Raw genomic sequence first — 15,083 nt, forward strand, 5'->3', positions numbered from 1 at the left:
GAGCGCTACCTGCGTGCTTGCAACAATTCGCCGACCATCAAAACTACTGAGACCGCGTTGGCCAGCATCGCGCCTGCAGACAGCGAAACTACGACGGAGATGTGCGTTGACGTCAGACCGGTGGTGGTCATCTCAGAGCAGATCACCCAGACGATTACGCCAACAATTAGCTGCAGGTCGGCAACCAGGCTGGTTGACAGGTGCACAGCGCCGAGCTGGGTTCGATCGCCGAACTTGAGCACCGTGGCGATCAAGCTCGTCACCAAAGCGGCCATCAGCTCAGCGCCATTGTGCATCGCCGGCTCGGAAATCGGCCCGTACCAGAATCCGAAGTTGAGGGCCGCAGCCATAGTGATGAAGAAACCAAACACCACTTTTTCGAGGTTCATCAGATTGTCCTTGCTAATCGAAACTTCTCTAGCCGCTGGCCTTTCGTCCAGTCGGAACTAAAAGGGACACTAACCCTACTCTGGAGTCCCTGACTATTTAACATAATCTAGCCCTCTGACAATTTTTATTTCTCTTTGGGCACCTTTTGTTTTTCTTACGCCTCAGTTGCCCGGCTGGATAGCGTGGAGATATGAGTTTGGCGAATTCTGAACGCAAGAAACTGGCCGACACGCTGCATGCCGTCGGCCCGGATGCAGTGACTTTGTGTGACGGCTGGTCCGCCCACGACCTGCTTGCCCATCTTTGGCTGCGCGAAACCGACCCGATCGCGGCAGCCGGCATGTTTTTTCCGCCGCTAGCCAAGCAGACCATCAGAAAAATGGAGGAGGTCAAAAGTAGCTACGACTTCGACGACCTTGTCGGTAAGTACGCCGCTGGCCCACGCGGGTTCTTCAAGATTTCCAAGGTAAACGAACTTGGCAACACACTGGAGTGCTTCGTCCACCACGAGGACTTGCGACGCGGCGACGGCGACAACGATCCCCGAACCTTGCCCAAAGATCTCGACGACGCGCTCTGGTCGGCAGTCAAAAAACTTGCGAAAGTAAGGCTCAGAGGTTTCAAGAGGGGCCTGATCCTGCACCGAGAGGGCCAGTGGGGAGGGGCCTCCGAGTCCGTTTCGCTTGGCGAAAACCCGATGACGATCTCTGGTGAGCCGGGCGAACTCGTCATGCTGTTCTTCGGACGCGGCCACGCGGCTAACCTCGACTTTGACCCAGAAGACGCGAAATCCGAGCTCGAAAAACTGAAACTTTCCGTATAGATAAAGGGCGGTGCCCGAAGGTCCCGCCCTTTATCCTTTAGTGGATTCGCTTATACGGCGAGTAGCCGTCAACCGGCTCGACCAGCGGCGTCAACACCGCTACCTGGCCTGGCTCCAACGTGATGTCGACCATCGAACGCATGATCTCGAGGCGCTGTCCGGTGAACTCGTCGAGCAGCAGCGCGTGATCCATCAGTTTCGAGTTGGCGAGCAGAACCGTCTCGGTAACCGTCTCCTTGCCGGGGTTGGCGATGACGAAGACCGAATCCTTAACGCGGTTCGTGCGGCGCTCGAAGCCCAGCAGCTTCTCGGCAACCAGCCAGTTCAGATCGCCGATGCGCAGCGCGCGGTGTTCGCGACGCAGTTTGATCAAGTCGCGGTATAGGGCGAGCGTCTGGTTGGAATCGTTCGCCAGATCCCAGCGCATCGGGGCTCGGGACTCAGGCTCTTCGCCGCCGGTCATGCCGAGCTCCGTGCCGTAGTAGAGGTTCACCGACCCTGGCAGCGTGAACTGCAGGAAAATCGCCAGGCGACGCTCCCGCTCGTTCGGCAACACGTGCGTGATGCGGGCGGTGTCGTGATTGTCCAGGTAAACCCACGACTTGAGCATGTGCTCGAAATCGCATTCGTCGAACATGCGCTCCATCATCCGCTGACCCTGTGCTGAGCTGATGCGGCCGTCGGCGATGCGAATGATTATCTCGCGCAGCGGGAAATTCAGCACTCCGTCCAATTCGGGGAACCATTCGGCCGGCCAGTTAGGCATCTCGCCGAGAACCAGCGACTTTGGCTTTTCTTGGTGCGCGGCCTGGGTGATCTTGCCCAAGAAATACATGCCCAGCTCGTAGGACACATCCAGGCGCCACCCGTCCGCGCCCTCGCGCAGCCATGAACGCACCACCGAATCCGCGCCCGACCACAGATGCTTCGCAACCGCAGGATTCTCCAAAACCAGTTCCGGAAGGTTTCGCACATTCGCCCAGTTCCGTGAGCCATCGGGCAGGTTCGGGTCGATCTCGAACCAGCTGCGGCTCGCGTTATCGGGGTTTGGCTGTTCCTGAAAAGCCAGCGACTTGCGTCCCAAGTGGTTGAAGACGCCGTCTAGAATCAGCCGCAGATTGTTGTCGTGTAGATCTTTAGCCAGCGCGCGGAAATCGTCCATGGTGCCGTATTCATCGCGGACGCCCCGGTAGCTGATTCCGTCGTAGCCGTGATTGGTCCAGGCCGGGTTAATCGGGGTGGTGTAGAGGACGTCGACGTCCAAAAACTTAAGATAATCGATGCGGCTGCGGGTGCTCTGCAGGTCGCCACCCCAGAAATCTAGCTCGTGGCTCCACACCTCGTGCTCGTGCAGGTAGTGGCCTTTCCGGGGTTCCTCCGACCAGTCGTGCAGCTGCTTCGGGCGCTCATACAGATGCCTCTTGGCGTCAAGATTAGCCGCAGGGACGAACCTGTCCACGATGATCTGATAGATACACGCGCCGTTTCGCCAGTCCGACTCGCGTTCCTCAAATTTGCGCCAGTAGGTTAGATCCCGAGTGTTCGAGTAGTCCAGGAAAGACATCCGTAACCGCTTTCTGAAAATGCCTAGAAATGTGAATTTAATTTTATAGGCGAACGCTAATAAAACGCTCAAGGCGCATATGCCAGAGACTAAAAAGTTATGCGCACTAAATTGTGCAGACCGAACAAATTAACCCTCTTTGTTACGCTGGCTGCGCTCGTTCGACCCCCTTCTTCCGCTCAAAGCGTGAAAGGAAAACCTCAAAAAGCGCTAACAAAATTTTTTCCAGACGAAATTTTCGAAGAAGATGGAAATAGTCCAAACCGAAGGGATGAGATGGAAAACACGGATCTAATCGAATTATGCGAAGAGGCGATTCGCTTCACGCAAGAATTGATCAGGATTGACACCTCAAACTACGGCGACGGCACCGGCCCAGGAGAAGAAGAGGCCGCGCAATACGTTCTAGACCGCCTGGCGGAGGTGGGGCTGAGCGGAGAGACTTTCGTTGCAGCGCCCAAACGCCACAGCGTCGTCGTGCAGATCGCCGGAAAATCCCGTGACGGTCTGCTCGTCCACGGCCATCTCGATGCGGTTCCCGCAGACCCGCACGACTGGAGCGTCGACCCGTTCAGCGGCGAAATAAAAGACGGCTGCATTTGGGGCAGGGGAGCGGTCGACATGAAGGAGATGGTTGGCATGATGCTGGCCATCGTCCGCAAAATCGCCCGCGACGAGATCGTGCCCAGCCGCGGCCTCGTCTTCGCCTTCCTCGCAGACGAGGAGGCCGGTGGCTGGAACGGTGCGCGCTGGCTAGTGCGCAACCATCCGGAACTTTTCGCCGGCTGCAATCAGGCCATCAGCGAGGTCGGTGGCTACTCAGTTTCGCTGCCCACACCCGACGGCGACAGCAAACGTGCCTACCTGCTGCAAACCGCCGAGAAGGGTTTCCACTGGGCCACCATCAAGGCGACGGGCACCGCCGGCCATGGGTCCCTTAGGAACGACGACAATGCCATCGCCAAGCTGTCCCGCGCCCTGACTCGCATCGCCGAATACTCCTGGCCGCAGGAATACGTAACCACCGTCAGGTCCATGTTTGACGGCCTGACTGAGATAACCGGAATCGACGATCCCGCCCAAGTGCTCGGGCTTCTCGGTGCCGCCAAGCCGTTTGTCGAGGCCACGGTGTCCAACACATCGAACCTCACCAGTCTGAGCACCGGCGACCTCGGAAACGTCATACCTTCTGTAGCCACCGCGCAGATCGACTGCAGATTCCTGCCCGGCCACCAGGAAAGCTCCCTCGACAAAATCCGCGAGCTATGCGGCGACGACGCCCAACTGATCGTCAACAAAACCGGCACTGCAGTCGAGGCGCCTATCGATACGCCATTTGTTCAAGAAATGGCCGACGCGCTTTCCGCCGAAGATCCCGGCGCCCGACTCGTTCCCTACTGCATGTCCGCAGGCACCGACAACAAGTCGTTCTCTTGGCTGGGCATCTCCGGCTACGGCTTCGTCCCGCTCAAACTGCCAGAAGGCTACGAGTTCGCGCGCATGTTCCACGGCGTAGAAGAGCGCGTCCCCGTCGAATCCGTAGAGTTCGGCACCCGAGTGCTCTGGAACCTGATCGCCAAAACTGATTAACGGGTGCAGGAAATTTCATAGTCGGACCTTTTGGTTCTCTTTAATTTTCGACGCATTAGCGGGAACCGAAAAGCTCGTAGTCAGATCTTTTGGTTCCCGCTAACTTGAGAATTTTTAACGGGTGCATAAAAGCTCGTCTACGGACTTTTCCGTCCCCGTTGTTTTTCGTCGACGTCGTTGTAGGTCTGGACGTTCTCGGTTGGTGGTTGGCCTGGACGTTCAAGGTCGGCTGCTGACCCGACTGCTTCGGGGCGGTTGCTGGTCTGGCAGCTAATGGAGGTTGTGGGATTCGGGATTAGTGGAACAGCTGCAGCCCGACGATTCCCGTCACAATTAACGCTAGGCACACGATGCGGGCGACGGTTACGGGTTCGCTGAGGAAGATGATTCCGACGAGGGCGGTGGTGAACGCTCCGCAGCCGGCCCAGACGGCATAGCCAGTGCCGACGGGGATCGCGCGGAGGGCGTAGGCGAGCCCGCCCATCGACGCACCGCAGGCGGCGAGAAAGACGGAACTCCAGAGCAGCTTGTTGCCTTGGGACAACTGGGAGAGCGCGGTGGCCCAGACGGATTCGAGCATTCCGGAGACGATCAGTATTAACCAGTGCATGATTTTCTTCTGCCTCGACCGTCGTCAGATCCGGGTACGGCGGGCCACTCGTCCGGTGAGGCGGACGCCTCGGCTAGAAAAAGTGAAAGCCCCCAGACGGGGGCTTCAACTCGAATGGCGGAGGATACGAGATTCGAACTCGTGAGGGCGTGAACCCAACCCGCTTTCCAAGCGAGCGCCATAGGCCTCTAGGCGAATCCTCCGCGGACCATCTTAACGGATAGGTGCGCGGGTTAGTCAAATGAGTGGATGCGGTCGGTATGTATTTGATGTGCTAACCTTTATCAAGGTTCTCCGCGCGGCGGAATCTCGCCCAACTCCCCCAGGGTCGGAAGGCAGCAAGGGTAAGTGAGCTCTACCGGGTGCGCGGGGAACCCCTTTTTATGCCTAAAAACCATCTGACTGTAGTCCTTTGAACTTGGGGTTTTATTTTGGCGAGTTCCGGCAAGACGTGGTCTGTCAGGGCCAGTCTTTCTTGCTTCCTTTTGTAAAGTGCCTAGCCGGAAGGTTTTATTGCGCCGCATTGCCAGATTTTTATAGTTAGTGTCCATGTTTTGTCACGCAGTTCGTGGGTGCCTACCTGGGCGGGACGGGATTTTGCCCAACTTTTCAGAGCGATATCGAAAATGTCAGTGGGGGACTCTAGGCTTTATGACGTGATTGACTCCGACCCCGAATACGACGACTACGGCACCCAACCGGAAGCCGAACTGCCCGATAATTTCTTTGAGCAGGACGGTCCGGGGCTTTTTGACGCTCCCCAACCTCCGGTGAACCACGAGCCGCCTGCCGAGGTTGCTCAGCTGTCGCAGGAGGAGCAGGTCGTCCCGATCGAAGAGGACGAGGAGCCCGCTCCCCCCGATCAGGTGACCGAGATGGTCGAGAAAACCGAGCTGCAGAACCAGGTTGAGGCCGTCGCCGATGAGGAAGACGACGCACACTTGGCGCTGTATCGGCGTTACCGCCCGGACTCGTTCGAGGAAGTCATCGGTCAGGATCACGTCACCAAACCTTTGATGAGGGCGATCGAAAATAACAAGGTCAATCACGCATATCTGTTCAGCGGCCCCCGCGGTTGCGGTAAAACCACGTCCGCGCGAATCTTGGCCCGCTGCCTTAACTGCGAACAGGGCCCGACTGCGCACCCGTGTGGCGTCTGCCAGTCTTGTGTAGATCTGGCGACGGGCGGGCCAGGCTCCATTGACGTCATCGAGATCGACGCGGCTAGCCACGGCGGTGTGGATGACGCCCGTGAGCTTCGCGAACGCGCATTTTTTGCCCCGGTCGCCAGCCGCTACAAGGTTTACATCGTCGACGAGGCCCACATGGTCACGCCGCAGGGCTTCAACGCTCTGCTGAAGCTGGTTGAGGAGCCGCCGCCGCACGTCAAGTTCATTTTCGCCACCACCGAGCCGGAGAAGGTCATCGGCACGATTCGTTCGCGAACCCACCACTATCCATTCCGGCTGGTTCCGCCGCGAATTCTGACCAGCTACCTTGAGGAGATCTGTGAGGCCGAGAACGTCCAGGTGGAGAAGGGCGTCCTGCCGCTGGTTGTCCGCGCGGGTGCAGGCTCGGTTCGTGACGCGCTTTCTGTGCTCGACCAGTTGCTCGGCGCTGCCGATAAGGGTGAGGTTAGCTATCAGCAGGCGGCGGGTCTGCTCGGCTACACGCCCGATGCCCTGCTCGACGAGATCGTCGACGCCTTCGCCGCCGGCGACGGTAAGGGCGTGTTCAAGACCATCGACAAGGTGATCGAGGTCGGTCAGGATCCCAGGCGTTTCGCCGAGGATCTGTTGCAGCGAATGCGCGATTTGGTGATCGTCGCTCAGGTGCCCGACGCCATCAGCTCCGGCCTTATCGACGTTTCCGACGACCAAGCCCAGCGGTTGACGTCTCAGGCGGGCGCGCTGGGTGCCGGCGAGGTGACTCGTGCGGCCGAGGTTTTCGCAACCGGTCTGACGCAGATGCGCGGCACCACCGCGCCCAGGCTCAACCTGGAATTGATCTGCGCGCGGGTTTTGTTGCCGGCCGCCGATAACGACGACGCGGGAATCAACGCCAGGCTGGATCGCATCGAACGCAGGCTGGACATGCCGCAGATGCCGGCGCGCAGTGGAGGCAGGCACTCCGAGCCGCAGCATGCTCAGCAGGCGCAGCCAGATCAGAGGAAGTCTCCGCAGGGTGCCGCCCAGCCAGTGCAGCAGAGGCTAGCCCAGCACCGTCCTGCTCAACAGACCCCGGTTCAACAAAGGCCCGCGGCCGCCGAAGGTTCCCAGCCACCCGCGCAGCAACGACCTGCCCAGCAGCGGCCAGCGCAGCAGCGCCCGGCCCCCGAGCAGGCGGCGCCACAGCAACGACCTGCCCCCCAGCAGGCAGCTCCGCAACCAGATTCGGATTCAGCGCACCGGGGCAATCAGGGTCAGCCTGCACAGCAGCAGGCTCCGCAGCAGCGTCCGGCGCCCCAACAGCATTCGGCAGAGCAGGCCGCTCAGCAACCATCTGGCGCTAGGCCCGACGGAGAGCCGCTGAGCGTGGTGGACGTGCGCCGGCTTTGGCCGAATGTCCTCGAAGAGGTGAAGCGCCGCAAGCGGTTCACGCACGCACTGCTGAGCCAAAACGCGTCCGTTGTGGCGTTGGAGGGCGGCGTTTTGACGCTGGGCTTCAACTCGCCGGGCACGCTAGAAACATACGAGCGTGGCGAGAGCCAAGAGGTTCTTCTCGAGGCGCTGAAGTCCGTCATCGGGGCGGATCTGCGAATAAAAACGGTCACCAACGACGGTCAGCAGCATTCGCCTAGGCAAGAGTCCGAAGAGGAAGATGCGGAGCCGGTCTCCGAAGCGGTCGTCGAAGGCGTGTCCCTAGACGACGAAGTCATCGACGACCCAACCGTCAGCGTCGACCAGCTGATCACCTCCAAGCTGGGTGGCAAGTTGATCTTCGACGATTCGGACCCAGACAACAACCAGGTAAGCTAAATAGCCGGCACGAAACCGCGCCGGAGAAGATTTTAAGGGGATTGGATGTTACCCGAAGGCATGGACATGAACGCGCTTTTGCAGCAGGCGCAGGCAATGCAGGCCCAGCTTGAGCAGGCCCAGCAACAGCTGGCCGAGTCGACGTTCACCGGCACGGCTGGCGGAGATCTCGTCATCGCAACCGTAAGCGGCCAGGGCATGTTGACCGACCTGAAAATTTCTCCAGAAGCAGTCGACGTAGACGACCTGGACTCGCTGTCCGACCTGATCATCGCAGCTGTCCGCGACGCCGCCAGCCAGGTCACCGAGCGCGCACAGTCCCTGATGCCGGACCTCGGCGGTATGGGGCTCTAAGACTTGTACGACGGACCAGTTCAAGACCTAATCGACGAGCTTGGGCGGCTGCCAGGCATCGGCCCGAAGAGCGCCCAGCGCATCGCCTTCTGGCTGCTAGACCAGCCCAAAGAGGACGTCGAAGCGCTAGCCAGCGCCCTTGTCGTGGTGAAGGAGCAGGTGCACTTCTGCGAGATCTGCTTCAACGTCACAGACCAGGAAGTGTGCCGAATCTGTCGCGACGACCGCCGCGACCGCACGAAAATCTGTGTGGTGGAGGAGAGCAAAGACGTCGTCGCCATCGAGCGCACGCACGAGTTCCGTGGGCTCTACCACGTCCTTGGCGGTTCCATCAGCCCGATCGACGGCCGCGGCCCCGGCGACCTACACATCGCCGAGTTGCTCAAGAGGCTGTCCGACACTAACGTCACCGAGATCATTTTGGCCACCAACCCGAACCTTGAGGGGGAGGCAACCGCCACCTTCCTGACCAGGCTGCTCGCCGAAACACCCGGCGTTCAGGTCAGCAGGCTGGCATCCGGCCTGCCCGTTGGTGGCGATCTTGAATACGCCGACGAGGTCACGTTGGGGAGGGCGTTCAGCGGCCGCCGCGTCGCACAAAGCTAGCGATGAGCCTCGCACAAAGCTAGCGATGGGCCTCGCACAAAGCTAGCGCTACTGCCGCGCTCTACCCTTCGTGAACGTGACAGTTAACGTTCTTTTCGGATTACCTCGACGCCAGCCATCAAAGCCAGACCGGTGATCGTGATTCGGGGAGAGCCCTCCGGCGTTTCCCGCCACGGCGAGGCCATCTGCGGCTTCTTCCAGCCGAAACCGCCCATGATCCCGAAGCCTTTGATGCTGACCTGCATCTCCGGGGGAACCGTGATCTCTGTGCCACCCATCAGATTCCAACACGAAATCTCGACCTCTTGCGACTGAAACTTCGCGTAACGCAGGTCTATTTCGCAGCCGCCCATGACGGAAATCGTGACGTGCCTCGAAGGGCAAACCCAGGGCCCAACCATCTCTTGACCGCTTAAAATGCCAACAGAAAATTCCCTGCCGGCCTCACCAGGCTTCGAAGAATAACTGATAGGGACACCATAGTTTTTGCTAACAACCTCGTCGGCGCGGTGAGAATCTTGAACTAGCGGCCATTGATAGCCCTGGTTGAGGTCACTGATCAGAAACGCCAACTCGGCAGAGTCCTGCGTGCCCCAAACCCGTTCAACCCTGCGGTTGAAATCTTCGTCGCTTAACATTTTGTTCGCATAGGCGGCAGACAGTTTTGCCTGGGCGTCGCGGCGTTCATCTTCGCTGATTGGCATGGTTAAAGAATAACAAGGCGAAGGCTAGCGGAGCGTGGTCGTGATCTCCGGATTCTTCCGGTCGTCGTCAGGCTTGGAATTGGTCCAGAAATAGGCCCGGAAATTGCTGGATTCTGCCGAATCGATTTTGCTGAAAACCAGGTCGGCGCGAAACTCGTATTCGCCACCGGCCGCCACTAGCGGTTTCTCGTTGACGCCTCGCCAGACCCTCTCGTGGCTGATCTGTCTATCGCCATCCGGGTCGTGACGCGTCCATTTCAGGTAAGCGCGAATGTTAGTGTCGATCACGCATTCGACGTCGGAATTGTTCTTGAACGTCAGCCCCCATTCAACCAGTCCGGTTTCGGAGTTATCCCTGATGAACGGCGAGAAAGCACCGTCAACCTCAGAACACGACTTGGGTGCGCTGGGCACGCTCGGCTTCGGTTCGGGAGTGGGCACCGGAGTAGGATCTGGCGTTGGTTTCGGAGTCGGTGTCGGAGTGGGCTCCGGTGTCGGCGTCGGCTTAGGAGTGACGGACTTATCCGGGCTCGGTGCCGGGGTCTGCTCGGTCGAGGGCTTTACGCTCGGCGCAGGCTTGTGGCTGGGTGTGGCCGCAGGCGTGGACGGCTGCTCAGGAGCCGCAGTCGGGACATTCACCCGGGAAGCAGCATCGGGCAGCTCGCCCGCATTACGCGGGGCAACGCGCGGGCCATCAGAACCGTTCGAGTTCCGCGAAGAATTCTGTGTATCAGAACCGCCCACGTCCTGCGGCCTGACGACGGGCGCAGAAGCTGCCGAAGGCTCGGCTCCCGAAGGTTGGGCGTCCGCAGAACTAGCGGACGGGCTCGGCGTTGGGGTGGCGCTGGGCGTCACTGATCGAGACCGCGAGGCGGTCGGGCCAGGAGTGATGGCGATGTCGCCGTCTGAATCGGGCTGACCGCTCACCAGACCGAAGGCCAAGGCTGCGGCGATGCCGACGCCGGAAACGGTGGACAGCGCAATGACAACGTGATGCACGAGGTGCGCGTGGGTGGCCGACTTGTAGGCATTCGCTGCGAGCGCGTCAGTGAAAGCGGACGGCTGGGCAGGGGTGTTCTTGAGTTCTTCAAGCTTCTCAAGCATTTGCCTCACCCGCCTTCTCTGCTGTGCTGTCTAGCGAATTCAACTTCTGGAGGCTTCTGTGCGCACTGACCCGCACCCAAGCCTCGGACTTGCCGAGCATGGAAGCGATCTGAGCGACCGGGAGGTCGTCAATATAGCGGCCAATAACCACTGCGCGTTCCAGTGGACTGAGCGTCGCTAAAGCCTTAGCGACGCTCAACTCGGTGTCGATTGACTCCCAAGGATCGACTTCCTCGGGGACAAAAACATTAACCGGGGTCTCCTGGTAGCCACGTTTACGGGCGAAGGAGAGGAAGATGTTCGTAAGGATCTGCTGGCAATAAGCGCTCGGAGTTTCAGCTGCCGAGACCTTTTTCCATTGCCTCAGCATTTTCTCTGCCGTTTCTTGCACGAGATCTTCGGCGAAATGCCAGTCGTGGCAAAGCAGGAGGGCACGACGAAACAGAGCTGGCGTCTCTTCCGCCAGCAACTGTTGGAAGTCTTCCCTGGTTGCCAACCGCTGACCTTTCTAAGGAAAACAGGTACAGGAAATGTGTATACGCCTCGCGCTGTGCGAGTTTCACATTTTACCATGCAGGCACCCATTCTCATTTTTAAGCAGTGCAATCGAATCTTTTTCGTCTGGCCTCGGCGTCCCCAACACCGAGGCTAGAAGAGCGAAAACTGATCGAATAGATCGTCGACGAAAAATTCCCCATATTCGTCGCAAAAGTCACCCAAGAAAATACCCATCCGGTAATTCTGGGAGACCCAGGAAGACTGTTTTCAGCGGCCTTCATTAGTACCGATGCGGTGAGGGTGTGGTTTCGTTACACAAAATAAAAAAATTTTTTTAAGTCCAGATCGTGGAAGCTAATTGGCCAGTTTTTCCACCTCGACATATTGTGTGTGTTGCAAGGCGCTGATGAGGCAATCACCTCGGAGCCGCTGGAAGAACGGCGAAAACCAAGTAGAACCGGCAGCAACAATAAAATTAAGCGGGCAGCTATCTGCCAATTAAGGGTGGTACCGCGGCGGTGACGTCGTCCCTTTCGTTAGTGACAATCGCTAGAGAGGGATAAATGAGCGAAACGCCTAAGGCCCGCACCTATGCCGAGGTCCCGGCGCAGATCGATCTCGCCGAGATGGACCACGAGGTTCTCGACTTCTGGGCTAAAAACGACACATTCACGAAAAGCTGGGAGGCAACCTCCGACGGCCAGACGTGGACATTTTTCGAGGGCCCGCCGACGGCCAATGGCCACCCGGGAACCCACCACATTGAGGCCCGCGTATTCAAAGACGTTTTCCCTCGCTTCAAGACCATGCAGGGCTTCCGCGTCGACCGCAAGGCCGGCTGGGACTGTCACGGTCTGCCGGTTGAGCTCGCCGTAGAGAAGGAGCTCGGCTTCGATCACAAGGACCAGATCGAGGAATACGGCATCGAGAAGTTCAACAACAAGTGCCGGGACTCGGTTCAGCAGTACGTGGGCGAGTTCAAAGACCTGACCGAGCGCATGGGCTACTGGGTCAACCTGGACGAGGCCTACTGGACCATGAAGCCCAGCTACGTCGAGAGCGAATGGTGGGCGCTGAAGAAAATCTTCGACGACGGCCGCCTGGTGGAGGACTACCGCGTTACGCCGTACTGCCCAAAGGATCAGACCGCGCTCAGCGACCACGAGGTTTCGCAGGGCTATAAGGACGTCACCGAACCGTCCATCTATGTGCGCATGAAGCTCGCCAGCGGCCCGTGGGAAGGCGCGGACCTGATCGTCTGGACCACCACGCCCTGGACGTTGGTTTCCAACACCGCGGTTGCCGTGCATCCCGAGGTCGAATATGTGCTGGCGCAGCGCGGCGACGACCGCGTCGTGGTTGCCGAGCCGCTGGCCGAAAAGATCCTTGCTGTTGGTGAGGACGAAGAGGCCTGGCAGATCGTCGAAAAGACGGTTGGAGCAAAGATGGAGCGCTGGAACTATCAGCGCCCGCTGGAGCTGGTCGATTTCGCCGACTACTCCGATGAGCCGGCAAACTACATTCTGCTCGCCGATTACGTCACCACCGAGGACGGCACGGGCCTCGTCCACCAGGCTCCGGCCTTCGGCGCTGAGGACATGGCAACCTGCCGCGGATACGGGCTGCCGTTCGTTAACCCGATTGGCCCCGACGGCGTTTTCGACGCTTCCTTGGACCTCGTTGGCGGCCTCTTCTTTAAGGACGCCGACAAGCCGGTCATCGACAACCTGGTTGAGCGCGGGCTGATGTGGAAGATTCAGAACTACACCCACTCGTACCCGCACTGCTGGCGCTGTGACACCCCGCTGATCTACTACGCGCAGCCGAGCTGGTACATCCGCACCACCCAGATCAAGGATGAGCTGCTGCGCGAAAACGAGGCAACCAACTGGTTCCCGGAGCACATCAAGCACGGCCGCTACGGCGACTGGCTGAACAACAACATCGACTGGGCGCTGTCGCGTAACCGCTACTGGGGCACGCCGCTGCCGATCTGGCGCAACGACGAGGACCCCTCCAAGCTGATCTGTGTCGGTTCCCGCAAGGAGCTCGGCGAGTTGGCGGGCAAGGACCTCACCGATCTGGACCCGCACCGCCCGTTCGTCGACGACATCACCTTCACCATCGACGGCACGCCCGGCACCTACCGCAGGGTTCCGGAAGTCATTGATGCCTGGTTCGATTCGGGTTCGATGCCGTTCGCGCAGTGGGGCTACCCCTATGTCGAGGGCTCGAAGGAAGCCTTCGAAGAACACTACCCGGCGGACTTCATCTGCGAGGCAATCGACCAGACGCGCGGCTGGTTCTACACGCTGATGGCGGTCGGCACACTGGTGTTCGACCAGAGCTCATATAAGAACGTGCTCTGCCTCGGCCACATCCTCGCCGAGGACGGCCGCAAGATGAGCAAGCACCTGGGCAACATTCTCGAGCCGATCCCGCTGCTGGACAAGCACGGCGCCGACGCGGTTCGCTGGTTCATGGCCTGCTCAGGTTCGCCATGGGCGTCTCGTCGAGTCGGTCACACCACGCTGCAAGAGACTGTCCGCAAGGTGCTGCTGACCTTGTGGAACACGGTTTCTTTCCAGGCGCTCTATGCGCACGCCAACGACTGGACCCCGGCTGAAGGCCAGGCCCCCGAGCTGGCCGATCGCCACGTTCTGGATCGCTGGCTGACATCCGCCACCCAGCGTCTGGTTAAGGACGTGACCGCAGACCTCGAAAGCTTCGACACTCAGCACGCAGGCATCCTGATCCAAGAATTCGTCGACGACCTGTCCAACTGGTACGTGCGTCGCAGCCGTCGCCGCTTCTGGGCGGGCGAGCCGAGCGCGTTGTGGACCCTGCACGAGACCCTCGAGACGCTGGCACGCGTCATGGCTCCGATCACCCCATTCATCGCGGAGAAGATCTGGCAGTCGCTGATCGTGCCCACCAACCCGCAGGCTGCCGAGTCCGTGCACCTGACCAGCTGGCCCGTCGTCGACGAGTCCGTCCTCGACGACAAGCTCGAGTCGGCCATGAAGCTGACCCGCACTCTCGTCGAGCTGGGTCGCGCGGCCCGCGCCGAGGCGCAAATCAAGACTCGTCAACCGCTGTCTCGCGCCCTGGTCAGCTCCGCAGCCCACGATCAGCTGACCGACGAGTTGGTCGGAGAGATCCTGGCCGAGCTCAACGTTCGCGCGGTCGAGTCGTTCCGCGCGGCGGGGGATCTGGTTGACTACAGCGCCAAGGCCAACTTCCGCGCGCTGGGTAAGAGGTTCGCCAAGCAGACCCCGATCGTCGCCAAAGCGGTTGCCGAGGCGGACGCGTCCGCCCTGGCAGTCAAGATCCACGCGGGACAGAGCGTCACAATCGACGTCCCCGAGGTGGGCGCTGTCGAGCTCGGCCCCGACGACGTCTTGATCACCGAGCGCCCGCGCGAGGGCTGGAGCGTCGTGGAGGGTGACGGACAGACGATCGCCCTGGACCTGAATCTGACCGACGATCTGGTTCGCGCAGGACTTGCCCGTGACGCCGTCCGCTTCATCCAAGAGACCCGCAAATCTAGCGGGCTGGACGTCTCCGACCGCATCTCGCTGCGCTGGGAGGCCGCCGATCGCATGCTGAAGCAGGCCATCGAGGAACACTCCGAGATGATCGCCGGCGAGGTGCTCGCAGTTGAAATGCGCGAGGCCGAGGCTGGAATGGATTGGGCCTGCGACGACGACCTGGGCCTCCAGGTTGCCGTAGCGAAGGTTGATACAAACTAGCTCGTGGCAAATCATGGTTAAAGAGGCTGGCCAATCGGCCAGCCTCTTCTATTTTGCCTAGTCAGAGCGTCTTGTTGCTTTTCGCAAAGGAGCTTCCGGGCTCGCCGACC

General features: G+C 59.8%; 12 protein-coding genes, 1 tRNA gene and 1 other RNA gene. 7 read left to right on the forward strand and 7 right to left on the reverse strand.

Annotated elements, in window-relative coordinates; genetic code table 11:
- Positions 1-5 precede the first annotated feature (5 nt).
- On the reverse strand, positions 6-389 hold the full coding sequence (locus HMPREF1255_RS07260; protein ID WP_016456781.1) for a DUF6394 family protein: 384 nt from the start codon (positions 387-389) through the stop codon (positions 6-8).
- 191 nt (positions 390-580) lie between these two features.
- Between HMPREF1255_RS07260 and HMPREF1255_RS07265 the strand changes: the two genes are divergently transcribed.
- Positions 581-1,213 carry a TIGR03085 family metal-binding protein gene (locus HMPREF1255_RS07265; protein WP_024111416.1) on the forward strand — a complete coding sequence of 211 codons (633 nt, stop codon included), beginning with the start codon at positions 581-583 and terminating at the stop codon, positions 1,211-1,213.
- A gap of 37 nt (positions 1,214-1,250) precedes the next feature.
- Here the strand turns inward: HMPREF1255_RS07265 and HMPREF1255_RS07270 are convergent, their stop codons facing one another.
- Entirely contained in the window at positions 1,251-2,777 is a 1,527-nt protein-coding gene (locus HMPREF1255_RS07270) for an alpha-amylase family glycosyl hydrolase (protein ID WP_016456779.1), read from the reverse strand.
- Positions 2,778-3,053: 276 nt separating this feature from the next.
- Here HMPREF1255_RS07270 and HMPREF1255_RS07275 point away from each other — a divergent pair, with 276 nt between their 5' ends.
- A complete protein-coding gene (locus HMPREF1255_RS07275; RefSeq protein WP_036917649.1) occupies positions 3,054-4,367 on the forward strand; it encodes a M20/M25/M40 family metallo-hydrolase in 1,314 nt (437 codons plus the stop codon).
- Positions 4,368-4,662: 295 nt separating this feature from the next.
- Here HMPREF1255_RS07275 and HMPREF1255_RS07280 read toward each other — a convergent pair whose 3' ends face one another.
- Both HMPREF1255_RS07280 and HMPREF1255_RS07285 read right to left on the reverse strand, forming a co-directional pair.
- Entirely contained in the window at positions 4,663-4,977 is a 315-nt protein-coding gene (locus HMPREF1255_RS07280; RefSeq protein ID WP_024111411.1) for a multidrug efflux SMR transporter, read from the reverse strand.
- A 115-nt stretch (positions 4,978-5,092) separates the two neighbouring features.
- Positions 5,093-5,180 (reverse strand) — tRNA-Ser (locus tag HMPREF1255_RS07285).
- Positions 5,181-5,262: 82 nt separating this feature from the next.
- Here HMPREF1255_RS07285 and ffs point away from each other — a divergent pair.
- The 4 genes from ffs to recR all read left to right on the forward strand — a co-directional run bounded on the left by ffs (position 5,263) and on the right by recR (position 8,915).
- Positions 5,263-5,359: signal recognition particle sRNA small type (gene ffs / locus HMPREF1255_RS09650), an RNA gene on the forward strand.
- 244 nt (positions 5,360-5,603) lie between these two features.
- On the forward strand, positions 5,604-7,955 hold the full coding sequence (locus HMPREF1255_RS07290) for a DNA polymerase III subunit gamma and tau (RefSeq protein ID WP_036917496.1): 2,352 nt from the start codon (positions 5,604-5,606) through the stop codon (positions 7,953-7,955).
- A gap of 45 nt (positions 7,956-8,000) precedes the next feature.
- Positions 8,001-8,309 carry a YbaB/EbfC family nucleoid-associated protein gene (locus tag HMPREF1255_RS07295; protein ID WP_016456775.1) on the forward strand — a complete coding sequence of 103 codons (309 nt, stop codon included), beginning with the start codon at positions 8,001-8,003 and terminating at the stop codon, positions 8,307-8,309.
- A gap of 3 nt (positions 8,310-8,312) precedes the next feature.
- Positions 8,313-8,915 (forward strand): recombination mediator RecR, encoded by a 603-nt coding sequence (gene recR / locus HMPREF1255_RS07300; RefSeq protein ID WP_024111409.1) that lies wholly within the window; start codon positions 8,313-8,315, stop codon positions 8,913-8,915.
- An 83-nt stretch (positions 8,916-8,998) separates the two neighbouring features.
- On the opposite strand, the gene HMPREF1255_RS09450 is transcribed toward recR, so the two are convergent.
- Genes HMPREF1255_RS09450 through HMPREF1255_RS07315 form a run of 3 tightly spaced genes read right to left on the reverse strand, consistent with a single transcriptional unit; the run spans position 8,999 to position 11,219 of the window.
- The gene (locus HMPREF1255_RS09450; RefSeq protein WP_024111509.1) at positions 8,999-9,619 is read right to left on the reverse strand and encodes a LiaF domain-containing protein; all 621 of its coding nucleotides are present in this window, start codon (positions 9,617-9,619) and stop codon (positions 8,999-9,001) included.
- 24 nt (positions 9,620-9,643) lie between these two features.
- Positions 9,644-10,723: a hypothetical protein gene (locus tag HMPREF1255_RS09850; RefSeq protein ID WP_024111532.1), complete on the reverse strand. Its 1,080-nt coding sequence runs from the start codon at positions 10,721-10,723 to the stop codon at positions 9,644-9,646.
- A complete protein-coding gene (locus HMPREF1255_RS07315; RefSeq protein WP_024111633.1) occupies positions 10,716-11,219 on the reverse strand; it encodes an RNA polymerase sigma factor in 504 nt (167 codons plus the stop codon). Before HMPREF1255_RS07315 ends, HMPREF1255_RS09850 begins: the two co-directional genes overlap by 8 nt.
- Before the next feature lie 565 nt (positions 11,220-11,784).
- Here HMPREF1255_RS07315 and ileS point away from each other — a divergent pair.
- On the forward strand, positions 11,785-14,973 hold the full coding sequence (ileS, locus tag HMPREF1255_RS07320) for an isoleucine--tRNA ligase (protein ID WP_024111499.1): 3,189 nt from the start codon (positions 11,785-11,787) through the stop codon (positions 14,971-14,973).
- Positions 14,974-15,083: the final 110 nt, after the last annotated feature.

This window comes from Propionimicrobium sp. BV2F7 (assembly GCF_000510445.1).
Classification (GTDB): domain Bacteria; phylum Actinomycetota; class Actinomycetes; order Propionibacteriales; family Propionibacteriaceae; genus Propionimicrobium; species Propionimicrobium lymphophilum.

Excerpts from the sequence above, each read along its gene's own strand:
- HMPREF1255_RS07290 (WP_036917496.1), top strand. The coding sequence starts at position 5,604 with ATGTCAGTGGGGGACTCTAGGCTTTATGACGTGATTGACTCCGACCCC.
- HMPREF1255_RS07295 (WP_016456775.1), top strand. The coding sequence starts at position 8,001 with ATGTTACCCGAAGGCATGGACATGAACGCGCTTTTGCAGCAGGCGCAG.
- ileS (WP_024111499.1), top strand. The coding sequence starts at position 11,785 with ATGAGCGAAACGCCTAAGGCCCGCACCTATGCCGAGGTCCCGGCGCAG.
- HMPREF1255_RS09450 (WP_024111509.1), bottom strand. The coding sequence starts at position 9,619 with ATGCCAATCAGCGAAGATGAACGCCGCGACGCCCAGGCAAAACTGTCT.
- HMPREF1255_RS07280 (WP_024111411.1), bottom strand. The coding sequence starts at position 4,977 with ATGCACTGGTTAATACTGATCGTCTCCGGAATGCTCGAATCCGTCTGG.
- HMPREF1255_RS07275 (WP_036917649.1), top strand. The coding sequence starts at position 3,054 with ATGGAAAACACGGATCTAATCGAATTATGCGAAGAGGCGATTCGCTTC.
- HMPREF1255_RS07260 (WP_016456781.1), bottom strand. The coding sequence starts at position 389 with ATGAACCTCGAAAAAGTGGTGTTTGGTTTCTTCATCACTATGGCTGCG.
- HMPREF1255_RS09850 (WP_024111532.1), bottom strand. The coding sequence starts at position 10,723 with ATGCTTGAGAAGCTTGAAGAACTCAAGAACACCCCTGCCCAGCCGTCC.
- HMPREF1255_RS07270 (WP_016456779.1), bottom strand. The coding sequence starts at position 2,777 with ATGTCTTTCCTGGACTACTCGAACACTCGGGATCTAACCTACTGGCGC.
- HMPREF1255_RS07265 (WP_024111416.1), top strand. The coding sequence starts at position 581 with ATGAGTTTGGCGAATTCTGAACGCAAGAAACTGGCCGACACGCTGCAT.